We start from the raw sequence: 16,820 nt of genomic DNA, 5'->3' as shown, positions 1-16,820 counted from the left end.
TGTCGCTGCTGAAAGTCACGCTTTATTCATGGGCTGAAGCCCATGAGAAAGCCCATATATCTCGCGCTCTTTTACCTGTTGTTTTCATTTGTTCTTCAGGCTGCCCCTACCGAGCTAAAGCCTTGGAAATCGAAGGCGGGAACCACGCTGGAAGCCAAAGCCGTGACGGTGGAGAACGGTGAGGTGAGCTTCGAACGCAAGGACGGGAAGACTCTCAAGGTTCCGCTGGACAAGCTGGCGGATGCGGATCGGAAGGCGCTGGAGGAGCATTTCAAAGTGGACGCCACAGGGAATGCCGCACCGGATCTGGGGCATCCGCAGGGAGAGACGAGCGGGCCGATCGACGCAGGGGGATCGAAGTATTTCGTTTATCTTCCCAAGTCCCTGAAGGGCGGCCGGAAGTATCCCCTGCTCTTCTACACTGCCTCGGGTGGTGGTAGTAAGGACACCCTGAATGCGTTGACCGAAGGCGCGGAAATCTGCGGCTGGGTCGTAGCCTGCTCGGTGGAATCCAAGAATGAAACCGATCCCGAAAAGAACCACGAGCATGCGAAGAAGTGCGTGGAGCACCTGAAGAAGACGCTGCCGCTGGATGAGAAGCGCATCTACTTCGGCGGGAACTCCGGTGGCGCGCGCATGGCCTTTACGAATGCCTCCAAGCTCGATGGTGCCGGCGTGCTGGCGCAGATTGCCGGAGCGAAGCCGGATGAGCTGAAGAAGGGGAACCATTACTTCTTCATCAGCGGGGCCTATGATTACAACCGCTACGGTACTTCCGCGTCCTACAGTGAAGTCGCCCGCTCGGCGGCGCTGCGTTTTCACCCGGGTGGGCACGACAACGGTCCCGATTGGCTGGTGACCGAAGGTCTCGTCTGGCTGGAAGGCCAGTATCAGCGCAAGGCGAAGGAAGAAACTCCGGCCCGTGCGGACTATGAAGCTGCGGTGCTTGACTGGATCGCGAAGCTGAAGACCACCGAGGATTATCGCGCCGCGTGGTGGGCCGGTTTCCTGCGCGAGTCGGGTGTGATGGCGGCCAATGAGTCTGCGCTGGGTGCCTATGCAGACCTCACCGCCGAGCCTGCGAATGCCGCCTATGCGGACGGACTCTCGAAGCTGGAGGAATTTGCAGCGATGACCCTCTCCACGGGGCCTCAGTCGGCTCCGGATTGCTTCGAGCACACCAGCGAGGAAATCCAGCGTGAGGCGAAGGCGCTTCAGGAAACATTCGGGAATACGCCGCGTGTGAAGGATATCATTGAGGGGCTCCTGAAGAAGACGGACAAGGGCTGATGTCGAGGCCCTGAGGCCGCTAGGAGTAGCCGAATGCCGCTATGAGAGGTGCCAGCTTCTCTTGATAGGGAGCGAGGTGCTTCTCGTAGCGATGCCATCGACCAACCGCCCGGGAGTGGAGGGGCTGGATGACATCGGCGTGGGTGGGGGAACGCACCAGTTTCCCGCGGGCATGGTCGGCGGGGTCCTCTTGGGTGGGCTCCCACTCCAAGCCGAGGAAACGGGTGATGCGTGAGCCTTCGCGGGCCGGGTCTTCGACGATGTCTTCGTAGCGTGTTTCGACCCAAGGCTGTGCGAGTTTTTCGCGGACCCCCAGCCAGAGATTCATGGTGAAAACGTACTGGTCGACCGTTTCACCCAGGGATAGCCAGTTCACGCTCCATGGGGTGCGGCGGGTCGCTTGGAAATAAGCGCTCAAGCAGACGTCGCGCGGATCGCGCAGCACGACGATGATCCGCGTGTGGGGTAGGGTTAGAGGCAGGCGGCTGAGGCAGATGGTGAGGGCGGGATTCTTGTCGATCACGGTGTTCTCTTCTGACGGATCACCTGCCTCATTCCATAGACGGGAGAAGTAGGACTGTCTGAGTGATCGGAGCGTGCACGGGTCAAGGGCATGCAGCCAGTCTCCGAAAGATCGTTCGCCGGCTTCGAGTGCATGGCTCCGGATCAGTGTGGCTTCGACTGTCGTGGCGTAGAGATCGCTCTCTTCCACGCTGCGGATTCCGGAATGCGCATCCAACATCTGCTCCAGCAAGGTGGTGCCGCTGCGAGGGTGACCGAGCAGGAGTGCATGTCGCCGATCTTTTCCGGCACCCTCCGTCCAAGCTGCCGCTTGTTCCGCGGTGAAGTCGAAGGCTCCGCCATGCCATTGGCGCCAGGCGTCGCGTTGGGTGCGGAAGCGCTGGACCAGAGGATCCCGCTCTTCCAAGGCCTTGCCCCGGTGAAGAGCAATCATGGCCTCGTCCGTGAGCCCCAGATCATCGCACACCCCGGCAAGCAGATGCGCGCTGCCGATCGTGAAGGAAGGGGGGATGCCGGCAGCGGGAGCGGATAGTTTCTCGAGGATGGCTTTCGCCCGTTCGGGATTTTCCTTCCTGCACCACAGCGCGGTGGAAGAAAGGACCTCCGGGATATCCGGGGCGAGTTGAAGAGCTTGCTCAAGTGCCTGGCGCGCTTTGTCGGGATCGCCGGCTCGCAGGTGGAGAGCGGTTTCGCGGGCCTTTCCCACGGCACGGACTTGCGGATGCGGGAAGTTCTGGAGGAGCGCGAAGGTCTCCAGCGCGAGATCAAATTCGTAGAGTGTCTGTAGCTCCTCGCCGAGTTGGTCAAGAAGCACGGGGTGGGACGCGGCAAGCTTCTGGATCCGGAGTGTGAGTTCCGTTGCTTCGCGAGCCTTTCGCAATTTCAGAAGGCTCTTCAACAGGGCCAGCAAGATCCCGGGATGTGCGGGATGCCGCCTCGATGCTTCATCGAGAATGGCTCTCGCCGCCTCGTGATCGCCTTGCACCTGAAATTCAGCCGATTCGCGTTCAAGGTCGCGATCGCTCAGCCGGGAGAAATCCGGAAGCGAAGACGGAGAATTCATGGTGAGAGGATTCTGCGAGGCAGGGGGCCAAGGGTCAACTTCCCCTGAAGAAAAGGGCCACCCGGATGAGCATCCGGTGGCCAGTGAGGGACTTCGGTCCGCGGTTGCGGACTTCGTCGTTAGGGATTTGCCTTCAGGCGGACGAAGCGCTTCGCCACGGATTTGGGAATGGTGACATCGACCAGGCTCCAAGGCCCCGAGGGACCGCTGCCATCCGCAGTGATGCTGATGGTCGCATGAACCGGATCCACTACGGTCGTCCAAGGATCTCCAAGCGTGTCGCTAAACTCCACCGACCAGATTGCCGGGGAGACAGCGGCGGCAGCATCGCTCAGATGGAAGCGAAGGCGGATGCTGGTTCCTTGATCGGTGATGACCGGGAGGAGATTGCTGGAGTGGCTCGCGAGCGCCGGATCGGAAATTCCGCCGAGCACGAATTCCAGACCATTGGCGAGACCATCGCCATCGGAATCGGCGTTGGCACCTGCACCGGTGATGTTGTTGCTGGCCTCGTAGGCGGAATAACCGCCGGCTCCTCCGGAGACGCTCAAGATGCCTGTCGCCTCGCTGAAGGTCCAGGTCGTCCCACCATTGGTGTAGGTGTGGATACCGGAGCTTTCCGTGAAGCCGGTGATGGTGAAGCTGTTTTCGAAAGACTTCCCGGTAGTATCCACGATCGTCCAGGAGTTCCCGGATACCGCGGCCGCACCGGTCAGGTCGAATTGGAAGCTGCCCTCGATCCTGGCATTACCGGCGCCGGTGATCTTGTTGTTGGTTCCATTCGCCCCGATGGTGAAGCTCATCGAGGAGCCGCTCGGCAGAAGCAGGGTGCCGGCGCTGACAATCGTGTCACTCCCGTAGGTGTAGGTGCCGACCAGGGCCATCACGCCATCGCCGCTCTTTGTGATCGGATTGGCCGCGGTTTCGAAGGTCAGGTTTTCCAGCACGAGGTCACGTGCGGCGGGACCGTCCTCCACGTTGAAGGAGAAGTTCGAATTCACCCGCTGCATGGAGAGCCCGGAGAGGATGGAAGAATCCTCGGACGGGAAGGTGTGCAAGTTGAAGGCATTGTCGGCGCGGAGCTGGGGGTTGCCGCCGTTGGCGGTGATGGTGCCGCCGGTCATGTTGATGTTATCGAGGTACTGCTCCTGGCCGATGAGGAAGCTTCCTCCATTCAGCGTCACGGTGGGCGAAGTCGTGTAAGCGCCGCCGAGCGCGTGGGCGGAGCCGGGTGGGATGACCAAGCGGGCACCCTCTTCCACCGTGATGGCAGCGAGCCCGATGTTCGAATTGAAGGAGGCCCCCGCCATTTCCAAGGTGCCTTCGTTGACCGCGATCGAAGTGTTGCCGAAGGCACCGCCGGTGTAGCTGGTGAAGCGCAGGGTGCCGCCACCATCCTTGGTGAGCGTGCCGCCACCGGTGATCGCCTTGGAGTGCGAGAAGGTGGTGTCCGCCGCCACGTCGAAAGTGGCGCTCCCCCCGGTCACCTGATAGCCGCGGGATGTAGTGATGCTTGTGGTGGTTTCCAGCGTGGCTCCGAAGCCGACCGTGACCGAAGTGGTTCCCGTGCCGAGGCTGGTGGGAGTGCCGATGATCACCCGGCCGCCGGAGATATCCACCAATCCCGTGAAGGAATGTGGACCCGGGAGGCTGAGCGTGGCCGCACCGGATTTGAAGATGGCTGCATCTCCCGCGATGGTGCCGCCGCTGAAAGTGTAGTTCGTGTTCTCCGCGGACACGGTGACCTCTGCGGGCTTGATAGTACCGGCGATGGTGACATTCCCCGCCGATGAGGAGTCATCGAAGGCGACCACATCGAAATCATAGAACTTCGATGCCACCGTTCCGGGCAGCCCACTGGCGAGCTTCCAGTTCGAGGTCGAGTTGACATTCCATGTCGAGCCGCCCGTGCCGGTCCAGATCAAGGAATCCGCTCCGGTGACCTGCAGCTTGATTTGGCTGTTCGCGGCATCGTTCACCAGCGTTGCCGCGTAGTGAGGATTCGGCAGCACGGCGCTGAGGCCGGCGAAGCCGAGTCCGGTGAGCGAGGTGTATTTGAGCACCGTGAACTCGTCATTGATGTTGAGCGCCTGGGTGGGAAGCACGGCGACGGTGGAGGCGCTCTGCACGTTCACGGTGGCGGCAGTCAACTCGTCGAAGTAGGTTCCGACGCGGAAGGCCAGGCGTCCTCCGGCGAGCGTCACATCTCCCACCTGGCTGGCACCTGGTGTGCCCGAGGTGCCGCCGCCCAGGGAGCCGCCCGGATTCACCTGCACCACGGAGTTGGTGAGATTGGGGCCCGGAAGCAGGGTCCCCCCATTGATCACGGTCGTCCCTGTATAGGCGAGCGTGCCTGCAAGCGAGAGCGTGCCTGCTCCCGTTTTCACGATGCCGCTCGGAGCGGTTTCGGTGATGCCAGCTTCCAGCGAGATCACGCGTTCCGTCACTCCGTCAGCGGAATCCAGGCTATCGATCGTCAGGGTGCCACCGGTCAGTGTCAGCGGCTTGCTGGAGTTCCAGTTCGCGAAGGCGCCCAAGGTGGCGGTTCCGAGATTGATCGATTTGTTCGCCTGATTGTTGATGCCACCGCTACCGAGATTCAAGCGACCGCCGGTCAGGTTGTAGGCGGCGGGATTGGAGCGGCTGTTATTCAGGTTGATGCCGAGCAGGTTTGCAGTGCCGCCGCTTTGGTTGAACTGCACATTCTGGCGGTCCCAGCCGAGGCTGAGACGTGCTCCCAAGGAATTCAGCGTTCCGCCGGAGAGACCGTAGACACTGGTGGTGCCGTAGCCCCAGTGGCCCATGAGGAAGGACGCGGAAGTCGTGTTGCTGTCATTGGTGCCGACGATATTGAGCGTTCCGCCGGTATGGCTGACGGTGCTCTCGGCATAATAGAGATCGGCGAGCACCAATTGGCCGGTGGTGATGTTGGCACCGTCCACGATGTTCAGGTTTTGCGAAGTCGCGGACTCATCCGATTGCATCGAGAGCTTCGGGGTCGTGAGTGTGCCCCCCAGCGTGAGCGTGCCTCCGAGCAAGATGAGGTCGTTGTCGAGATTGCTCGTCCCGTTGAGGATCAACTCGCCTGCACCGGTCTTTTCGATTCCGGCGTTGTCACCGTTGATCGCAGCGGAAATCGTGGCAGTGCCCTCGATGTCGAAAGGTGCCGAGTCAACCGTCAGAAGCAGCGAACCGGCTCCCGAGATGGTCGGAGTGCCCTCTTCCACCGTGATGCCGCCGACGAGTTGTTCCGTTCCAAGGGTGACGGTGAAGGTGCCCGTGGCATCGTTTCCTGCAGAGAACACCGCGACATCGGTGCCTTCCACCCAGACGCCGGTTTCGGCATCGCCCTCCGGGCCGGTCGACCATGTGGCGTTTTCCCAAGTTCCGTTCGGAGTGGCGCTTCCGGTTCCTGCCGTGGCACCGTTCAGGTCCCAGTAGATCGAGGCACCTGACGCCTGATGCAAGGCGATGCAATGGAGCGCTGTGATGGAGACGGTGCGGGCGCTGCGGAGAGATAGGAGAAAGGGATTCCGACGGGATGCTTTCATAGGGATTTTGGCGATCTTGGGGATTCTTCTGGGAAACGAGGTCCAGAGAACTTGAAGAGCGCTACGTGCCAAAAGTTGCTTTAAATCTGAAAAAATGAAGAAAAGTTCTCTTTTTTCTGATTCTGAGGCGCATGTCGTCCCTAAATGTCACTCTAAGTTTCGTTTAAAACGATTTGAGGCGCTGAGGGCAGGAGATCGCCCGCAGGTGGCGTGAAATTCGAAAAGCCTCGCGGAGGCTCTCTTGGATGATCCGCGGCGGTGCTTAAGAAGCTGGATGATCCTGAATGGCTGCTCTTCGGCCCGCCTGTTCCGCCTGATAAAACAGGGAAATTAACAGGCGCTGGTCCGATTCCGGGGAGGCTGGCTGACTGGGTAGCCGGTGGGGATTGCGAGACGTTGGATCCTGGAGATGGCGCATGATGGCGCGAAGCTTCGCCCGGGATCCCGGACATCTTCTACTGCCTGCCGCCGCAAAAGTCGCCATGCGGCGCTCGCCCAGGGGCGCGCCGTTGGGCTCGGGGCTGCAAAGGCTTTATTCGGGCCACTTGATGTTCGGTGCCTTGCCTTTCCAGAAGGGCTGGCGGGGATCGAAGATGTCCATGCCGTTGAGGAGGACCCGACCGTCCTTTTGGATTGGCAGCGGCCTTACAGAGATGTTGAGATTCAGGATTAACGCTTTGCCTTGAAATGGCTTCGGGTCGAAAGTGGTTTTTCCTTTTTCGAGGGGACCTACCACGATGGGGGCTTCCGGGTCGTCGCTTGATGTGAGACCCGCGATGTAGGCAAATGCACATTCGCCGGGAGCCAAGGCGTTGGCATCCGTGTTGCAAATGTCATCGGGGCGTAGCGGAGTCATGGGAGTCTTAGCCCAGAAGGGTTTTTCGCTTTTCAGGCCGTTGGCGATGAGTTGGCGGAAAAGTTTGTTCGAGCTGCTGTCGTCCAAGGTGAGTGGAGTGGCGGTGGCGGACTTCACTGCGGGGATGGTGGAAGCATCGGGGAAGCGTCCGTATGCGGCGTCGAATTCAAACAGTGAAAGGGCGATGTCGCGGAGATTGCGCATTGCTTCCGAACGGTCCGGATTCTGGTGTCCCGGTCCGATCAAGAAGCCCAACAAGAGCATGCCTGCGAAGGGGAACACGCAGATCCCGCCGATCCAGAATATGATCCGCATGAGGCGCTGGGACTTTAGTGCCTCGGCACCGGGTGGCGGAGCAGGGACATCCGAGGGTGGCTGAGGGAGGGTCTGCATCTTCGGAATGTTCTCTCGAGTTATTCCTGCCACTTGATGTCCGGAGCCTTGCCTTTCCAGAAGGGTTGGCGGGGATCGAAGATGTCCATGCCGTTGATGAGGACGCGACCGTCTTTTTCGATGGGAAGGGGTTTGGCATCCATATCAAGGAACAGGATGATCGCCCGGCCTCGGTAGGGCTTGCGATCGAAAGTGGTTTTTCCTTTTTCGAGCGGAGCCATCACGACCGGGGTTTCGAGCGGGTCGCTCGACTTGAGGCCGGCGATGTAGGCAAAGCCGCACTCCCCGGGGCGCAGTGCGGTGGCATCGGACATGAAGATGTTGTCCGGCTTGTTCGGTGTGGTTTTGGTCTTGCACCAGAAGGGTCTTTCGCTCTTGAGCTCATAGGCAATCAGCTGCCGGAAGAGCTTGTTGGAACTACTGTCATCCAAGGTAAGGGAAGTGCTGCTGTAAGCCTTCACCGCGGGAATGGTGGTGCTGTCGGGAAAGCATCCGAACTCGGCATCAAAGTCTAAAAGGGAGATGCTGATCTGGCGGATGTTATTCAATGCCTCGGGGAGGTCCGCTCCACGATGCCGTGGCTTGAGAAGAACGTAGCCAAAGAGAAATACCGGCAGTGCGCAGAAGCTTCCAAGCAAGATGATGTTGCGGAGGTAAGCCCGGGATCTCCGTGCTTCTCTGCCCGGTGGTGGCGCTGGTAAATCGGGTGGCGGCTGGTCGAGGGTGGGCATGTGAGGACGAGAGGAAAAGCGCGCTATCCCAGCCTACATGAAAACCAATCATCCTGAAGCGATTCATCCTTCCTTTGCGAATTCTTCATTTAAGGCGAAGATGGGTGCGCCATGCCTTTCCAGATCCATGCGGAGCTGCACTATCAGGTGCTCCAGCGCAGCACGGTGCTGCTGAATATCCACGCACTCTCGAACGATGGCCAGAAGCTGAGCAATGAGCAGCTCGACATCACCCCAGGGGTACAGTGGGAAGAATTTCCGCTAGAGACGGGAGAGAACCGCTACATCCGTCTCGATACCGGCGATGCCACGCAGCTCGACATCACCTACTCCGCGATGGCGGAGACGAAGTACACGATGGTGAGCCATCAAGAGATCCACGATGTGCCGATCTCACAGATGCGGCGTTCGGCGATTCCTTATCTCTTCCCCAGCCGCTACTGCCAATCGGATCGCTTGGGCAGGATGGCCTACAAGGAGTTCGGAGGGATTTCCCATCCTTACGATCAGGTGGTGGCGATCGCGGATTGGATCTTCAACAACATCGACTACCTCTCCGGCAGTTCCGATGCGGAGACTTCCGCCTTTGACACGCTGACCCAACGTGCCGGTGTCTGCCGGGATTTCGCGCATCTGGGGATCGGCTTATGCCGGGCGCTGTCGATTCCGGCGCGGTACTTCACGGGGTATGCCTGCCACATGCAGCCGCCGGATTTCCACGCGTGCTTCGAGGCCTGCATAGGCAACCGCTGGTTCATCTTCGATCCCACGCGCCTGGCTGCCTTGAACGGCTTGATCCGGATCGCTTCCGGGCGGGATGCGGCGGATGCCTCCGTAGCGACGATTTTCGGGAGGATGCAGATGACCGGAATGGCGGTATCCTGTGTTTCGAATGATTTCAGGCCGCTCGGTGCCGCGGATCTCGCGGGGCAGGCGATCCTGATCGAACCCTGAAGGAGAAGGTCATGAGCGATAGTCACCTGCTCCGGATCGTGCATCGCACGCACTATGCCTATGCAGAGCCGGTGACTTTCCAGCCGCACCGCTTGGCCGTCCGGCCGCGGGAGGGGCACGACCTGCGGGTGGAGAGTCTGCTGCTGGGCATCACGCCGGAGGCCGACGTGGTGTGGACGAGGGATATCTTCGGGAACTCGATTGCCCACACGCATTTCCGTGAGCCGGGCAGGGAACTGAAATTCGATGTGGAGGTGGTGGTCCGGCGTTTCTTCGATCCCGATGCACCGCCTCATCCCGCGCAGAGCCCGAGCCCCTATCCGCTCGAGTACGATACCTTGGAGCACGGCATCGTGGTCGGTTATCTGACGCCGGTCTATGGGGAGGAAACGGCGGTGGTGAAGGAGTGGATCAAGGCCCTGCCGGATCCCGGCGATTTTCCGAGTGCCGAGCACTTCGTGGTGAAGCTGGCGGAGATCATCCATCAGAAGATCGGCTACCAGCGGCGGGAGCAGAAAGGGGTGCAGACCCCGGCGACCACGCTTTCGCTCGGCACGGGGTCCTGTCGGGATGTCGCGACGCTGATGATGGAGGTTCTGAGGCATCTGGGGATCGCGGCGCGCTTTGCGAGCGGCTATCTGGATTGTGCCGCGACGCGGGCTGCCCGTGGTTCGACCCATGCATGGACGGAGGCTTATTTCCCGCAACTCGGGTGGCGCGGCTTTGATCCAACCACTGGCAAACGCTGCACTCACCAGCACATCGTGACCGGGACGAGCCATCATCCGCGGGGTGTAATGCCGGTGTCCGGGCGCTACTTCGGCCCGGCGGGTGCTTTCCAGACGCTGCAAGTGACCGTGGAGTTTTCGACACCTGTCGATGAGGGATTGGCAAAGCCCGCAGGAGTTCCCATTATTTCAGGGAGATGAATAATCCCTACGCTCCACCCAGCGTTTCACCCGTTCCGCCTCCGATGCCTCCGGCCGCCGCCACGGATGACATCGCACGTGCCTTGGAAGGCATCCAGTATCCACTGCGCCTTTCCTTCAAGATCCTGGCGCTGGCCAGCCAAGCGACGATGACCGATGCGACCGGTCGGACCGTGCTCTACACCAAGCAAAAGCTTCTCAAATTCAAGGAGCATGTGGAGATCTTCACCGATGCGTCCAAGACCACCCGCCTGGCCGACATCAGGGCGAACAAGGTGATCGATTGGTCCGCGCGCTACTTCTCCACGGACGCCAGCGGCCGGGAAATCGGCAGTGTGGGGCGTCGCGGTTGGCGCTCGCTGTGGCGTGCCCACTACGAAGCTTTCAATCCGGGCGACAACACGCCGGACTTCAGCATCCGGGAAGAAAATGCCGGGGCCAAGGTGGCGGATGCCTTCCTGAGCGAGATCCCGATTCTCGGGATGTTCAGCGGCTACCTTTTCCACCCGCGCTATCTGGCGAGCCGTAGCGATGGCCAGCCGGCGATGCGTTTGACGAAGGAGGCGGCGTTTTTCGAAGGGCGCTTCCGGATCGACAAGGTGGGTGAGCTTGCGCCGCGCGAGGAGATGAACTTGCTGCTTTCCTACCTGATGCTCGTGCTGCTCGAGCGGAGGAGGGGATAAAGGGCGAGGTCGTATTTTCGGAGAGGGCGCGGCGTGCACCCTCTTCTTTTCTACTCCGGCCAGCGGAGGTCCGGCTTCACGCTGCCCCAGAGCTTGGGGTCGAAGAGGGTGAGGCCACCACCAACTACGACCGCGCCGTTCTTTTCGATGGATGCGGGAGAGGCGGAATTGTCCAAGCGTAGGATGATCGCTTCTTTCCGGAACTGCTTGAGCTGATAGAAGGATTGGGTCCCGGGTTCCATCGGGGTCATGACCACGGGAAGCTTTGGATTTCCGCTGGAGTTGAGGCCGGTGATGTAGGAGAAGCCGCACTCGCCTTTGCTTATCGCGGTGGCATCGGAACTGAAAATGTCGTCGGGCCTCCTAGTGCCCGGAATGTCGGCGAAGAAGGGGCGCTCGCTCTTCAGCCCGTAGGCGATCAATTGGCGAAAGAGCTTGTTCGAGCTGCTGTCGTCCAAGGTCAGCGAGGTCGATGTCGCGGCTTTGACATCCGGAATTGTTGCCGCAGAAGGGAAGGAGCCGTATTCTGCATCGAACTCGAAAAGCGAGATGCCGATCTGGCGAGCGTTGTTGAGTGCTACCGCGCGCTGGCTTACTACCTTCGATTTGAGAACGAGAGGAGCGACAAAAAACATCAGGAGGAGCGTGAACATGCAGCCCGCGCCGCCCCACAGAATCAGCCTCAGTCTCCGCTGGGACCTCAGTGCCTCCGGACCGGGAGGAGGGGCAGGGGCATCAGGTGGCGGCTGAAGGGGCAGGGACATGGACGATGTGAAAAGGGATTGGGATCGCTCGGGGAGGCAATCCGCTACCCTAAGGGCCAGAAAGATCGGAAGGAATTTCGGATTTCTAGAATATCTCCGCAAACTCCTGACTTGTTTCGCCGCGGCGGAGGGGGCAAATTCGGACAAATCCGGCCCGGGTATCACCCACCCACCCCATCCCCGGGCCGTACCCTTACATGAACAAGCTGGTTGCTTTGCTAGCCGTGCTCTCCCTTGGCGCGATGGTCCTTGCCATCGTCAAAGGTGGCCTGAAACCCCCGAGGGAACCTCAGATCCAGCAGGTCGTTCCCTAGGATTGACGACGGATTTTGAGGCTTAGGGAGTCCCGGGAAGGGAGTTCTTGGCCTACCTCGAAAAATTTTCAGGGAAATTTCTGAAATTCCGGGAACAAAATGCGACTTGCTTGGTTCTCAGAGCAGGGTATTCAACCACCGATCAACCCAGACCACCGAAATTCCATGAAACTACTGCTCAGCTCCATGTTCGCCGCTCTCCTTTGCTCCCCGCTGGCCTTCGCTGGCGACTGCGAGAAGTGCAAGGATAAGGAAAAGAAGGAAGAGACCACCCTTGCCGGCAAGTGCAAGGACGGCGATTGCGATAAGGAAGACCCGGCTCTCGCTGGCAAGTGCAAGGACGGCGACTGCGACAAGGAAGATCCGGCTCTCGCTGGCAAGTGCAAGGACGGCGACTGCGACAAGGAAGATCCGGCTCTCGCTGGCAAGTGCAAGGACGGCGATTGCGACAAGGAAGATCCGGCTCTCGCTGGCAAGTGCAAGGACGGCGACTGCGACAAGGAAGATCCTGCCCTCGCTGGCAAGTGCAAGGACGGCGATTGCGACAAGGAAGACCCGGCCCTCGCTGGCAACTGCGAGAAGTGCAAGGAAGGCAAGGAGAAGGAAGAAGGCACCCTCGCCTAATCCGTCCTTTCGGACCTCATCTCATTTTCAGAAGCCGTCGGGTTTCCGGCGGCTTTTTCTTTTTCCAGGAAGTTGTCTTTTCCCGGCTCTGTGACGGGCCTCATCCCCTTGGGTGGAACTTCTTGTGGATCGACTTCAGGCGCGCGCCATCCACATGGGTGTAGATCTGGGTGGTGGAGATGTCCGCATGGCCGAGCAGCTCCTGGATCACACGCAGGTCTGCCCCTCCTTCCAGAAGATGCGTGGCGAAGGAGTGGCGAAGCAGGTGCGGGTAGACGTTTTGATCGATCCCCGCCATCGCGGCGCGCTCCTTCACGATCTGGCGAACGCGGTCGGGTGAGAACTTGGTGCCACGGATGGTGATGAAGACTTCGGAGGAGGTCTTTTTCGTGACGAGGGAAGGACGTTCGTTCCGGAGGTAGTCCTGCAAGGCATCGTGGGCTCTTCCGCCAATGGGCACGATGCGGGTCTTGTTGCCCTTGCCCGTGACACGCATGAATTTCTCATCGAGGTCGAGGTTCTCCAGCTTGGCCGAGCAGAGCTCCGAAAGTCGCAGGCCGGACGAATAGAATAGCTCGAGGATGGCGAGGTCACGTCGGCCCAGCGGTTGGGCGGGATCGATCGATTCGAGGATCTTTGACACCTCCTTGCCGTGCAGGGTTTCGGGCAAGGTCTGATCCGGTCGCGGTGAAAGCAGGGGCTCGGCTGGATCCATGGGCAGCTTCCCGCGCGAGGCGAGCCAGCGGAAGAATACCTTCAGGTGCACGGTCGTGATCCGCAGCGAGGATGCGGCCAGTCCGCCGGTCTTCCGCTCGGCAAGGAAGGCAGAAAGTTCCTCGGTGCCTACATCGGAAAGAGGGAGCCCCTTGCTTTCCAGATAGGCGGCCAAGGCATCAAGCGTCTGCTGTACGGAGAGCTGGTAGGCTGATGAGAGCCCGCGCTCCGTGGCCAGATACATGATGAAGTCCTCCGCTTCCCGCTCCACGGGCCTAGCTTTGCAGATTGCCGGAGCGCTGGCGAGTCATCCGCGCTTCTTCGCCGGACGAGAGCCATTTTGATGAAGGATCAGGCCTGTGACCCTGCCGTCCTTGTCCTTCTGGAATTCCAGTGCGGCTTTTACGCCATCGTACTCGAAGTAGCCCGGCTTGGTTTGAAAAACAGGCATTGCCGGTTGGCCCGTCAGCTCTGCGAGGAGGATGCCGTCGGCCTGGGTCACCTTGAAGATCGCGCCCGGTGCCAGCTCGTACTCGCCGAGATAAGGATTCAGATCTTCGGCGGTGGTGAAGATTAAAGCCGGGGGTTTCTCCTCGATACGCTTGGCAGTGAGTTCGCGGCCATTTTGGAAAAGCGTGAGTGATTTCACGGCTTCGGCTTCTCGCGCGAATTGGATCTCGGCTACTACCGCGCTGTAGCGGAAGCGGTCCTTTCCGAGGGGCTTCACCGGCAGAAAGGTCTGGCCGCTGAGGCGAACGAGCAGATCCTTGTCATGACGCAGCACGGTGAAGCGTGCTCCCGGCGCCAACTCGTAGATGCCCGCGAAAGCATCCAGTTCGGAGGCTGCGAGATTCATTTCGGGTGCTTCGCCTGGCTTCGCATCCTCGCGCGTGGCTGCGACGATAGCTTCCGCGGGAACAGCGTCGTTGTTGATCAGGGCCACGCGCACGGTCTTTCGTTCCGGCAGCACTTGGAGCACCGAACGGTAGCCGCCGGTGCCGCCGCTATGGATGTATTCCTTCCGGCCATCGAGCTTGCCGATGATGATTCCCAGGCCGATGTCCGCGCCCATGTCAGGATAGGCGGCCCTTGTTTCCATCATCCCTTTGATCGCGGAGGCCAAGGGCGTGCTGTCCGGTTCGGCCATCGCTTGCCCGAAGATGAGAAGATCCGCTGCCGTGGATCTGAGAGCGCCTGCGCCCGCGAAGGCCTCGAAGGTCCACGAATGGCCCGGCTTTGCTCCCTGATAGGGAGGAGCCAGGCGCTTCTTTTGATCCGCGCCGGGTTCAACCATCGTGTCCTTCATGCCAAGTGGGCCGGTGATCTTTTCCTTCACCAGCGCGTCCCAGCTTTTCCCGTAAGCTCCCGCCAGGAGTTCGCCCAGGAGGCCCACGCCGTAGTTTGAGTAGGATGCGCGATAGGGCCCGTTCTTCTCCAGCTTCACCTTCGAAAGGAAGTCCTCCATCTTCTTCCGGTCGTAGTCCCCATAGGGGTCGTCCGCATGATCCGGATCCGGGCCCATATTGTCGGGAAGACGCGGCAGGCCGCTGGTGTGCGTGGAGAGCTGCAGCAGGGTGATTTCGCCGACCTTGGGATCGGCGAATTTGAAGTTCTTTCCGAGTAGCTCCTTCAAGTTGGTTTCCAGCTTCACCTTCTTCTCAAGCACCGCTTCAGAGAGCAGCAGTCCGGTGAAGACCTTGGAAATGGAGCCGATCTCGAAAACCCGCTTTTCCGCTGCGATGCCATCGGGCTCCGGCTTTCCGGCTTCGGAGTATTTCACGGTCTCCCCGATCCGCTCGCCGGTGACGATGCAGCCTGCCGGCAATTTCTCCGCATAGGGGCGGGCAGCCTCGCTGAGGGGCTTGTCGGCCAAGGCGACCGAGATCGTGACCATTGCTGCCGCAAAACGAAGGGAATCCGCGAACATGCCGTCATGCTGCCGCCCGGGCGCAGCGCTGGCCAGTGGGATCTATGGCTTGTTTTGGAGGCCCCGGTTCGCGGTCAGTTGCCGAAGAGTGGCATTCCGGAGTTCCGCTTGGAGTTCGCGAGATACTCCAGCCGGGTGTTCTCGGGCAGCCCTGCGCGACGCGCGGCTTCGCGGATGATCCCGATACTACGGCTTCCATCGTAGATCAGGAAATCGATGTAGCTCTTGCTCCTGCCGATGGCTCCGCCGAGGGGGCGTCCGCTCAAGGCCTTGGTAAGATCCTCGCTGATGACATCGGCCATCGCCTCGCGCGCGTCGACCGTGGCCTCGGAAGGAAGTGCCCGGGTGTCGAAGGCGAGATAGATCCAATCCGCGTGGAATCCGTCGAAGGGAATTTCCTCATCCCCGTCGAGGAAGTCGCGCAAGGGGTTCCAGCAGGCGGTGCTGCCCGCGATGGTGTCCAGACGCGGGCCGGTATCGCTCATTTTTTCCGGCGGGATTCCGTAGCTCATCCAGGTTTCGCCGGGGGTCCACATCTTCCAGCCCCGCTCGGCGCGTGTCTCTTCGATGAAGGACGTCAGCTCGCTGATCGGCATGGACCTGCCGAGTTGCTTCTGGCTGAACTCCATGCTGCCGATCCAGCGGCCGGTGCCAAATTCACCGAGAATCTCATCCAAAACGAGGAATAGAGCGGTCTGCCGGAGGTTGTCGTCCACCTTGTCCGCCAAGGGGTGCCAGACCGTCAGGTCGAGGTGTTCGTTTTCCTCGTCGATCTCCGGGGTGACCCAGAATTCGATCGGCTTGAAGGTCAGCTCTCCCATTCTGATGGAGAACCCGCCGGGATCATCTGAAGGCTGGCGTGCGGCGTAGAAGGTCCAGCCGTTGAGCCGTGGTGCCCGGCTCAGCCAGTAGGCCGCGAGCAACTGCTTGGTCAGGATTCCTTCTCCCGAGAGGGTGAGCGAATGGCCTTCGCCCTTCTCGCCCGGCCCGAACACCCATGCCATGCCGGGAAACAGTTCATCCACCTTCGTGCTGATTTCATCGATCAGAGGCCGGGTGCCCTCTGACTCGATCGTCTGGTAGAACCGATCCGAAACGCTGCTGAACCACGCCCAAAACGATTCGACCCTTTCCTTGAAGGTGAGCTCCACGGCTTGCTCTTCGGCTTCCGCTTCAGGCTTCTTGAAAAGGCGGGAGAAGATGGACATTGGGGGATGTTTGGAATGTCAGGCCTCGAGATGATGGAAGCTTCCCTTGAAATAGCGGCAGCGGAAGGGATCAGCCTTCTTCAGCGGATCCCATCCATTTTCACGGGCAAAGTCGATTGCCTTCGGGATCATCTCCAGATTCACCACCCGCGGGACGTCCGCGATCATGAATTGCCCTGCGGCGGAAGCGCTCATTTCCACCCACAGCTCGTTCTTGCCGGCACGATTCCGGTAGATCCACCGGTAGTGGGTATCCTTGTGGTTGATGGCCTTCAGGCCCTTGGTGGGAAAGAGCAT

General features: G+C 60.3%; 14 protein-coding genes. 5 read left to right on the top strand and 9 right to left on the bottom strand.

Going from position 1 to position 16,820, the window contains the following annotated elements; genetic code table 11:
- The first annotated feature begins 42 nt into the window (after positions 1 to 42).
- Entirely contained in the window at positions 43 to 1,290 is a 1,248-nt protein-coding gene (locus HHL09_RS08280; RefSeq protein ID WP_169454095.1) for a hypothetical protein, read from the top strand.
- A 19-nt stretch (positions 1,291 to 1,309) separates the two neighbouring features.
- Here the strand turns inward: HHL09_RS08280 and HHL09_RS08275 are convergent, their stop codons facing one another.
- The 4 genes from HHL09_RS08275 to HHL09_RS08260 all read right to left on the bottom strand — a co-directional run bounded on the left by HHL09_RS08275 (position 1,310) and on the right by HHL09_RS08260 (position 8,406).
- A complete protein-coding gene (locus HHL09_RS08275; RefSeq protein ID WP_169454094.1) occupies positions 1,310 to 2,875 on the bottom strand; it encodes a tetratricopeptide repeat-containing sulfotransferase family protein in 1,566 nt (521 codons plus the stop codon).
- A gap of 119 nt (positions 2,876 to 2,994) precedes the next feature.
- Positions 2,995 to 6,426 carry a beta strand repeat-containing protein gene (locus tag HHL09_RS08270; RefSeq protein WP_169454093.1) on the bottom strand — a complete coding sequence of 1,144 codons (3,432 nt, stop codon included), beginning with the start codon at positions 6,424 to 6,426 and terminating at the stop codon, positions 2,995 to 2,997.
- A 532-nt stretch (positions 6,427 to 6,958) separates the two neighbouring features.
- Entirely contained in the window at positions 6,959 to 7,675 is a 717-nt protein-coding gene (locus HHL09_RS08265) for a hypothetical protein (RefSeq protein ID WP_169454092.1), read from the bottom strand.
- 20 nt (positions 7,676 to 7,695) lie between these two features.
- Positions 7,696 to 8,406, bottom strand: coding sequence for a hypothetical protein (locus tag HHL09_RS08260; protein WP_169454091.1), 711 nt, complete (start codon positions 8,404 to 8,406; stop codon positions 7,696 to 7,698).
- Positions 8,407 to 8,517: 111 nt separating this feature from the next.
- Here HHL09_RS08260 and HHL09_RS08255 point away from each other — a divergent pair, with 111 nt between their 5' ends.
- From HHL09_RS08255 to HHL09_RS08245, 3 genes are read left to right on the top strand one after another with little or no spacing between them, the layout of a single operon-like run.
- Entirely contained in the window at positions 8,518 to 9,360 is an 843-nt protein-coding gene (locus tag HHL09_RS08255; protein WP_169454090.1) for a transglutaminase-like domain-containing protein, read from the top strand.
- A gap of 11 nt (positions 9,361 to 9,371) precedes the next feature.
- A complete protein-coding gene (locus HHL09_RS08250) occupies positions 9,372 to 10,289 on the top strand; it encodes a transglutaminase family protein (RefSeq protein ID WP_169454089.1) in 918 nt (305 codons plus the stop codon).
- Positions 10,286 to 10,972 (top strand): LURP-one-related family protein, encoded by a 687-nt coding sequence (locus HHL09_RS08245; protein ID WP_205760997.1) that lies wholly within the window; start codon positions 10,286 to 10,288, stop codon positions 10,970 to 10,972. The genes HHL09_RS08250 and HHL09_RS08245 overlap by 4 nt, the downstream gene beginning before the upstream one ends.
- A gap of 50 nt (positions 10,973 to 11,022) precedes the next feature.
- Here the strand turns inward: HHL09_RS08245 and HHL09_RS08240 are convergent, their stop codons facing one another.
- Positions 11,023 to 11,736 carry a hypothetical protein gene (locus tag HHL09_RS08240; RefSeq protein ID WP_169454088.1) on the bottom strand — a complete coding sequence of 238 codons (714 nt, stop codon included), beginning with the start codon at positions 11,734 to 11,736 and terminating at the stop codon, positions 11,023 to 11,025.
- A gap of 479 nt (positions 11,737 to 12,215) precedes the next feature.
- Here HHL09_RS08240 and HHL09_RS08235 point away from each other — a divergent pair, with 479 nt between their 5' ends.
- On the top strand, positions 12,216 to 12,674 hold the full coding sequence (locus HHL09_RS08235) for a hypothetical protein (RefSeq protein WP_169454087.1): 459 nt from the start codon (positions 12,216 to 12,218) through the stop codon (positions 12,672 to 12,674).
- 100 nt (positions 12,675 to 12,774) lie between these two features.
- On the opposite strand, the gene HHL09_RS08230 is transcribed toward HHL09_RS08235, so the two are convergent.
- From HHL09_RS08230 to HHL09_RS08215, 4 genes are all read right to left on the bottom strand, one after another.
- Positions 12,775 to 13,659: a tyrosine recombinase gene (locus HHL09_RS08230; RefSeq protein ID WP_169454086.1), complete on the bottom strand. Its 885-nt coding sequence runs from the start codon at positions 13,657 to 13,659 to the stop codon at positions 12,775 to 12,777.
- A 36-nt stretch (positions 13,660 to 13,695) separates the two neighbouring features.
- Positions 13,696 to 15,315 carry a serine hydrolase domain-containing protein gene (locus tag HHL09_RS08225; RefSeq protein WP_169454085.1) on the bottom strand — a complete coding sequence of 540 codons (1,620 nt, stop codon included), beginning with the start codon at positions 15,313 to 15,315 and terminating at the stop codon, positions 13,696 to 13,698.
- Positions 15,316 to 15,389: 74 nt separating this feature from the next.
- Entirely contained in the window at positions 15,390 to 16,523 is a 1,134-nt protein-coding gene (locus tag HHL09_RS08220; protein ID WP_169454084.1) for a hypothetical protein, read from the bottom strand.
- An 18-nt stretch (positions 16,524 to 16,541) separates the two neighbouring features.
- On the bottom strand, positions 16,542 to 16,820 hold the full coding sequence (locus HHL09_RS08215) for a hypothetical protein (RefSeq protein ID WP_169454083.1): 279 nt from the start codon (positions 16,818 to 16,820) through the stop codon (positions 16,542 to 16,544).

Origin of the sequence: Luteolibacter luteus (assembly GCF_012913485.1) — a bacterium.
In the GTDB taxonomy this organism is placed as follows: Bacteria; Verrucomicrobiota; Verrucomicrobiia; order Verrucomicrobiales; family Akkermansiaceae; genus Haloferula; species Haloferula lutea.
This window is presented reverse-complemented; position numbering and strand designations above follow the sequence as displayed.

Bases quoted from the DNA above. Each gene is read 5' to 3' on its own strand.
- HHL09_RS08255 (WP_169454090.1), top strand. From the start codon at position 8,518: ATGCCTTTCCAGATCCATGCGGAGCTGCACTATCAGGTGCTCCAGCGC.
- HHL09_RS08270 (WP_169454093.1), bottom strand. From the start codon at position 6,426: ATGAAAGCATCCCGTCGGAATCCCTTTCTCCTATCTCTCCGCAGCGCC.
- HHL09_RS08265 (WP_169454092.1), bottom strand. From the start codon at position 7,675: ATGCAGACCCTCCCTCAGCCACCCTCGGATGTCCCTGCTCCGCCACCC.
- HHL09_RS08220 (WP_169454084.1), bottom strand. From the start codon at position 16,523: ATGTCCATCTTCTCCCGCCTTTTCAAGAAGCCTGAAGCGGAAGCCGAA.
- HHL09_RS08275 (WP_169454094.1), bottom strand. From the start codon at position 2,875: ATGAATTCTCCGTCTTCGCTTCCGGATTTCTCCCGGCTGAGCGATCGC.
- HHL09_RS08215 (WP_169454083.1), bottom strand. From the start codon at position 16,820: ATGCTCTTTCCCACCAAGGGCCTGAAGGCCATCAACCACAAGGATACC.
- HHL09_RS08225 (WP_169454085.1), bottom strand. From the start codon at position 15,315: ATGTTCGCGGATTCCCTTCGTTTTGCGGCAGCAATGGTCACGATCTCG.
- HHL09_RS08250 (WP_169454089.1), top strand. From the start codon at position 9,372: ATGAGCGATAGTCACCTGCTCCGGATCGTGCATCGCACGCACTATGCC.
- HHL09_RS08245 (WP_205760997.1), top strand. From the start codon at position 10,286: ATGAATAATCCCTACGCTCCACCCAGCGTTTCACCCGTTCCGCCTCCG.
- HHL09_RS08235 (WP_169454087.1), top strand. From the start codon at position 12,216: ATGAAACTACTGCTCAGCTCCATGTTCGCCGCTCTCCTTTGCTCCCCG.
- HHL09_RS08280 (WP_169454095.1), top strand. From the start codon at position 43: ATGAGAAAGCCCATATATCTCGCGCTCTTTTACCTGTTGTTTTCATTT.
- HHL09_RS08260 (WP_169454091.1), bottom strand. From the start codon at position 8,406: ATGCCCACCCTCGACCAGCCGCCACCCGATTTACCAGCGCCACCACCG.
- HHL09_RS08240 (WP_169454088.1), bottom strand. From the start codon at position 11,736: ATGTCCCTGCCCCTTCAGCCGCCACCTGATGCCCCTGCCCCTCCTCCC.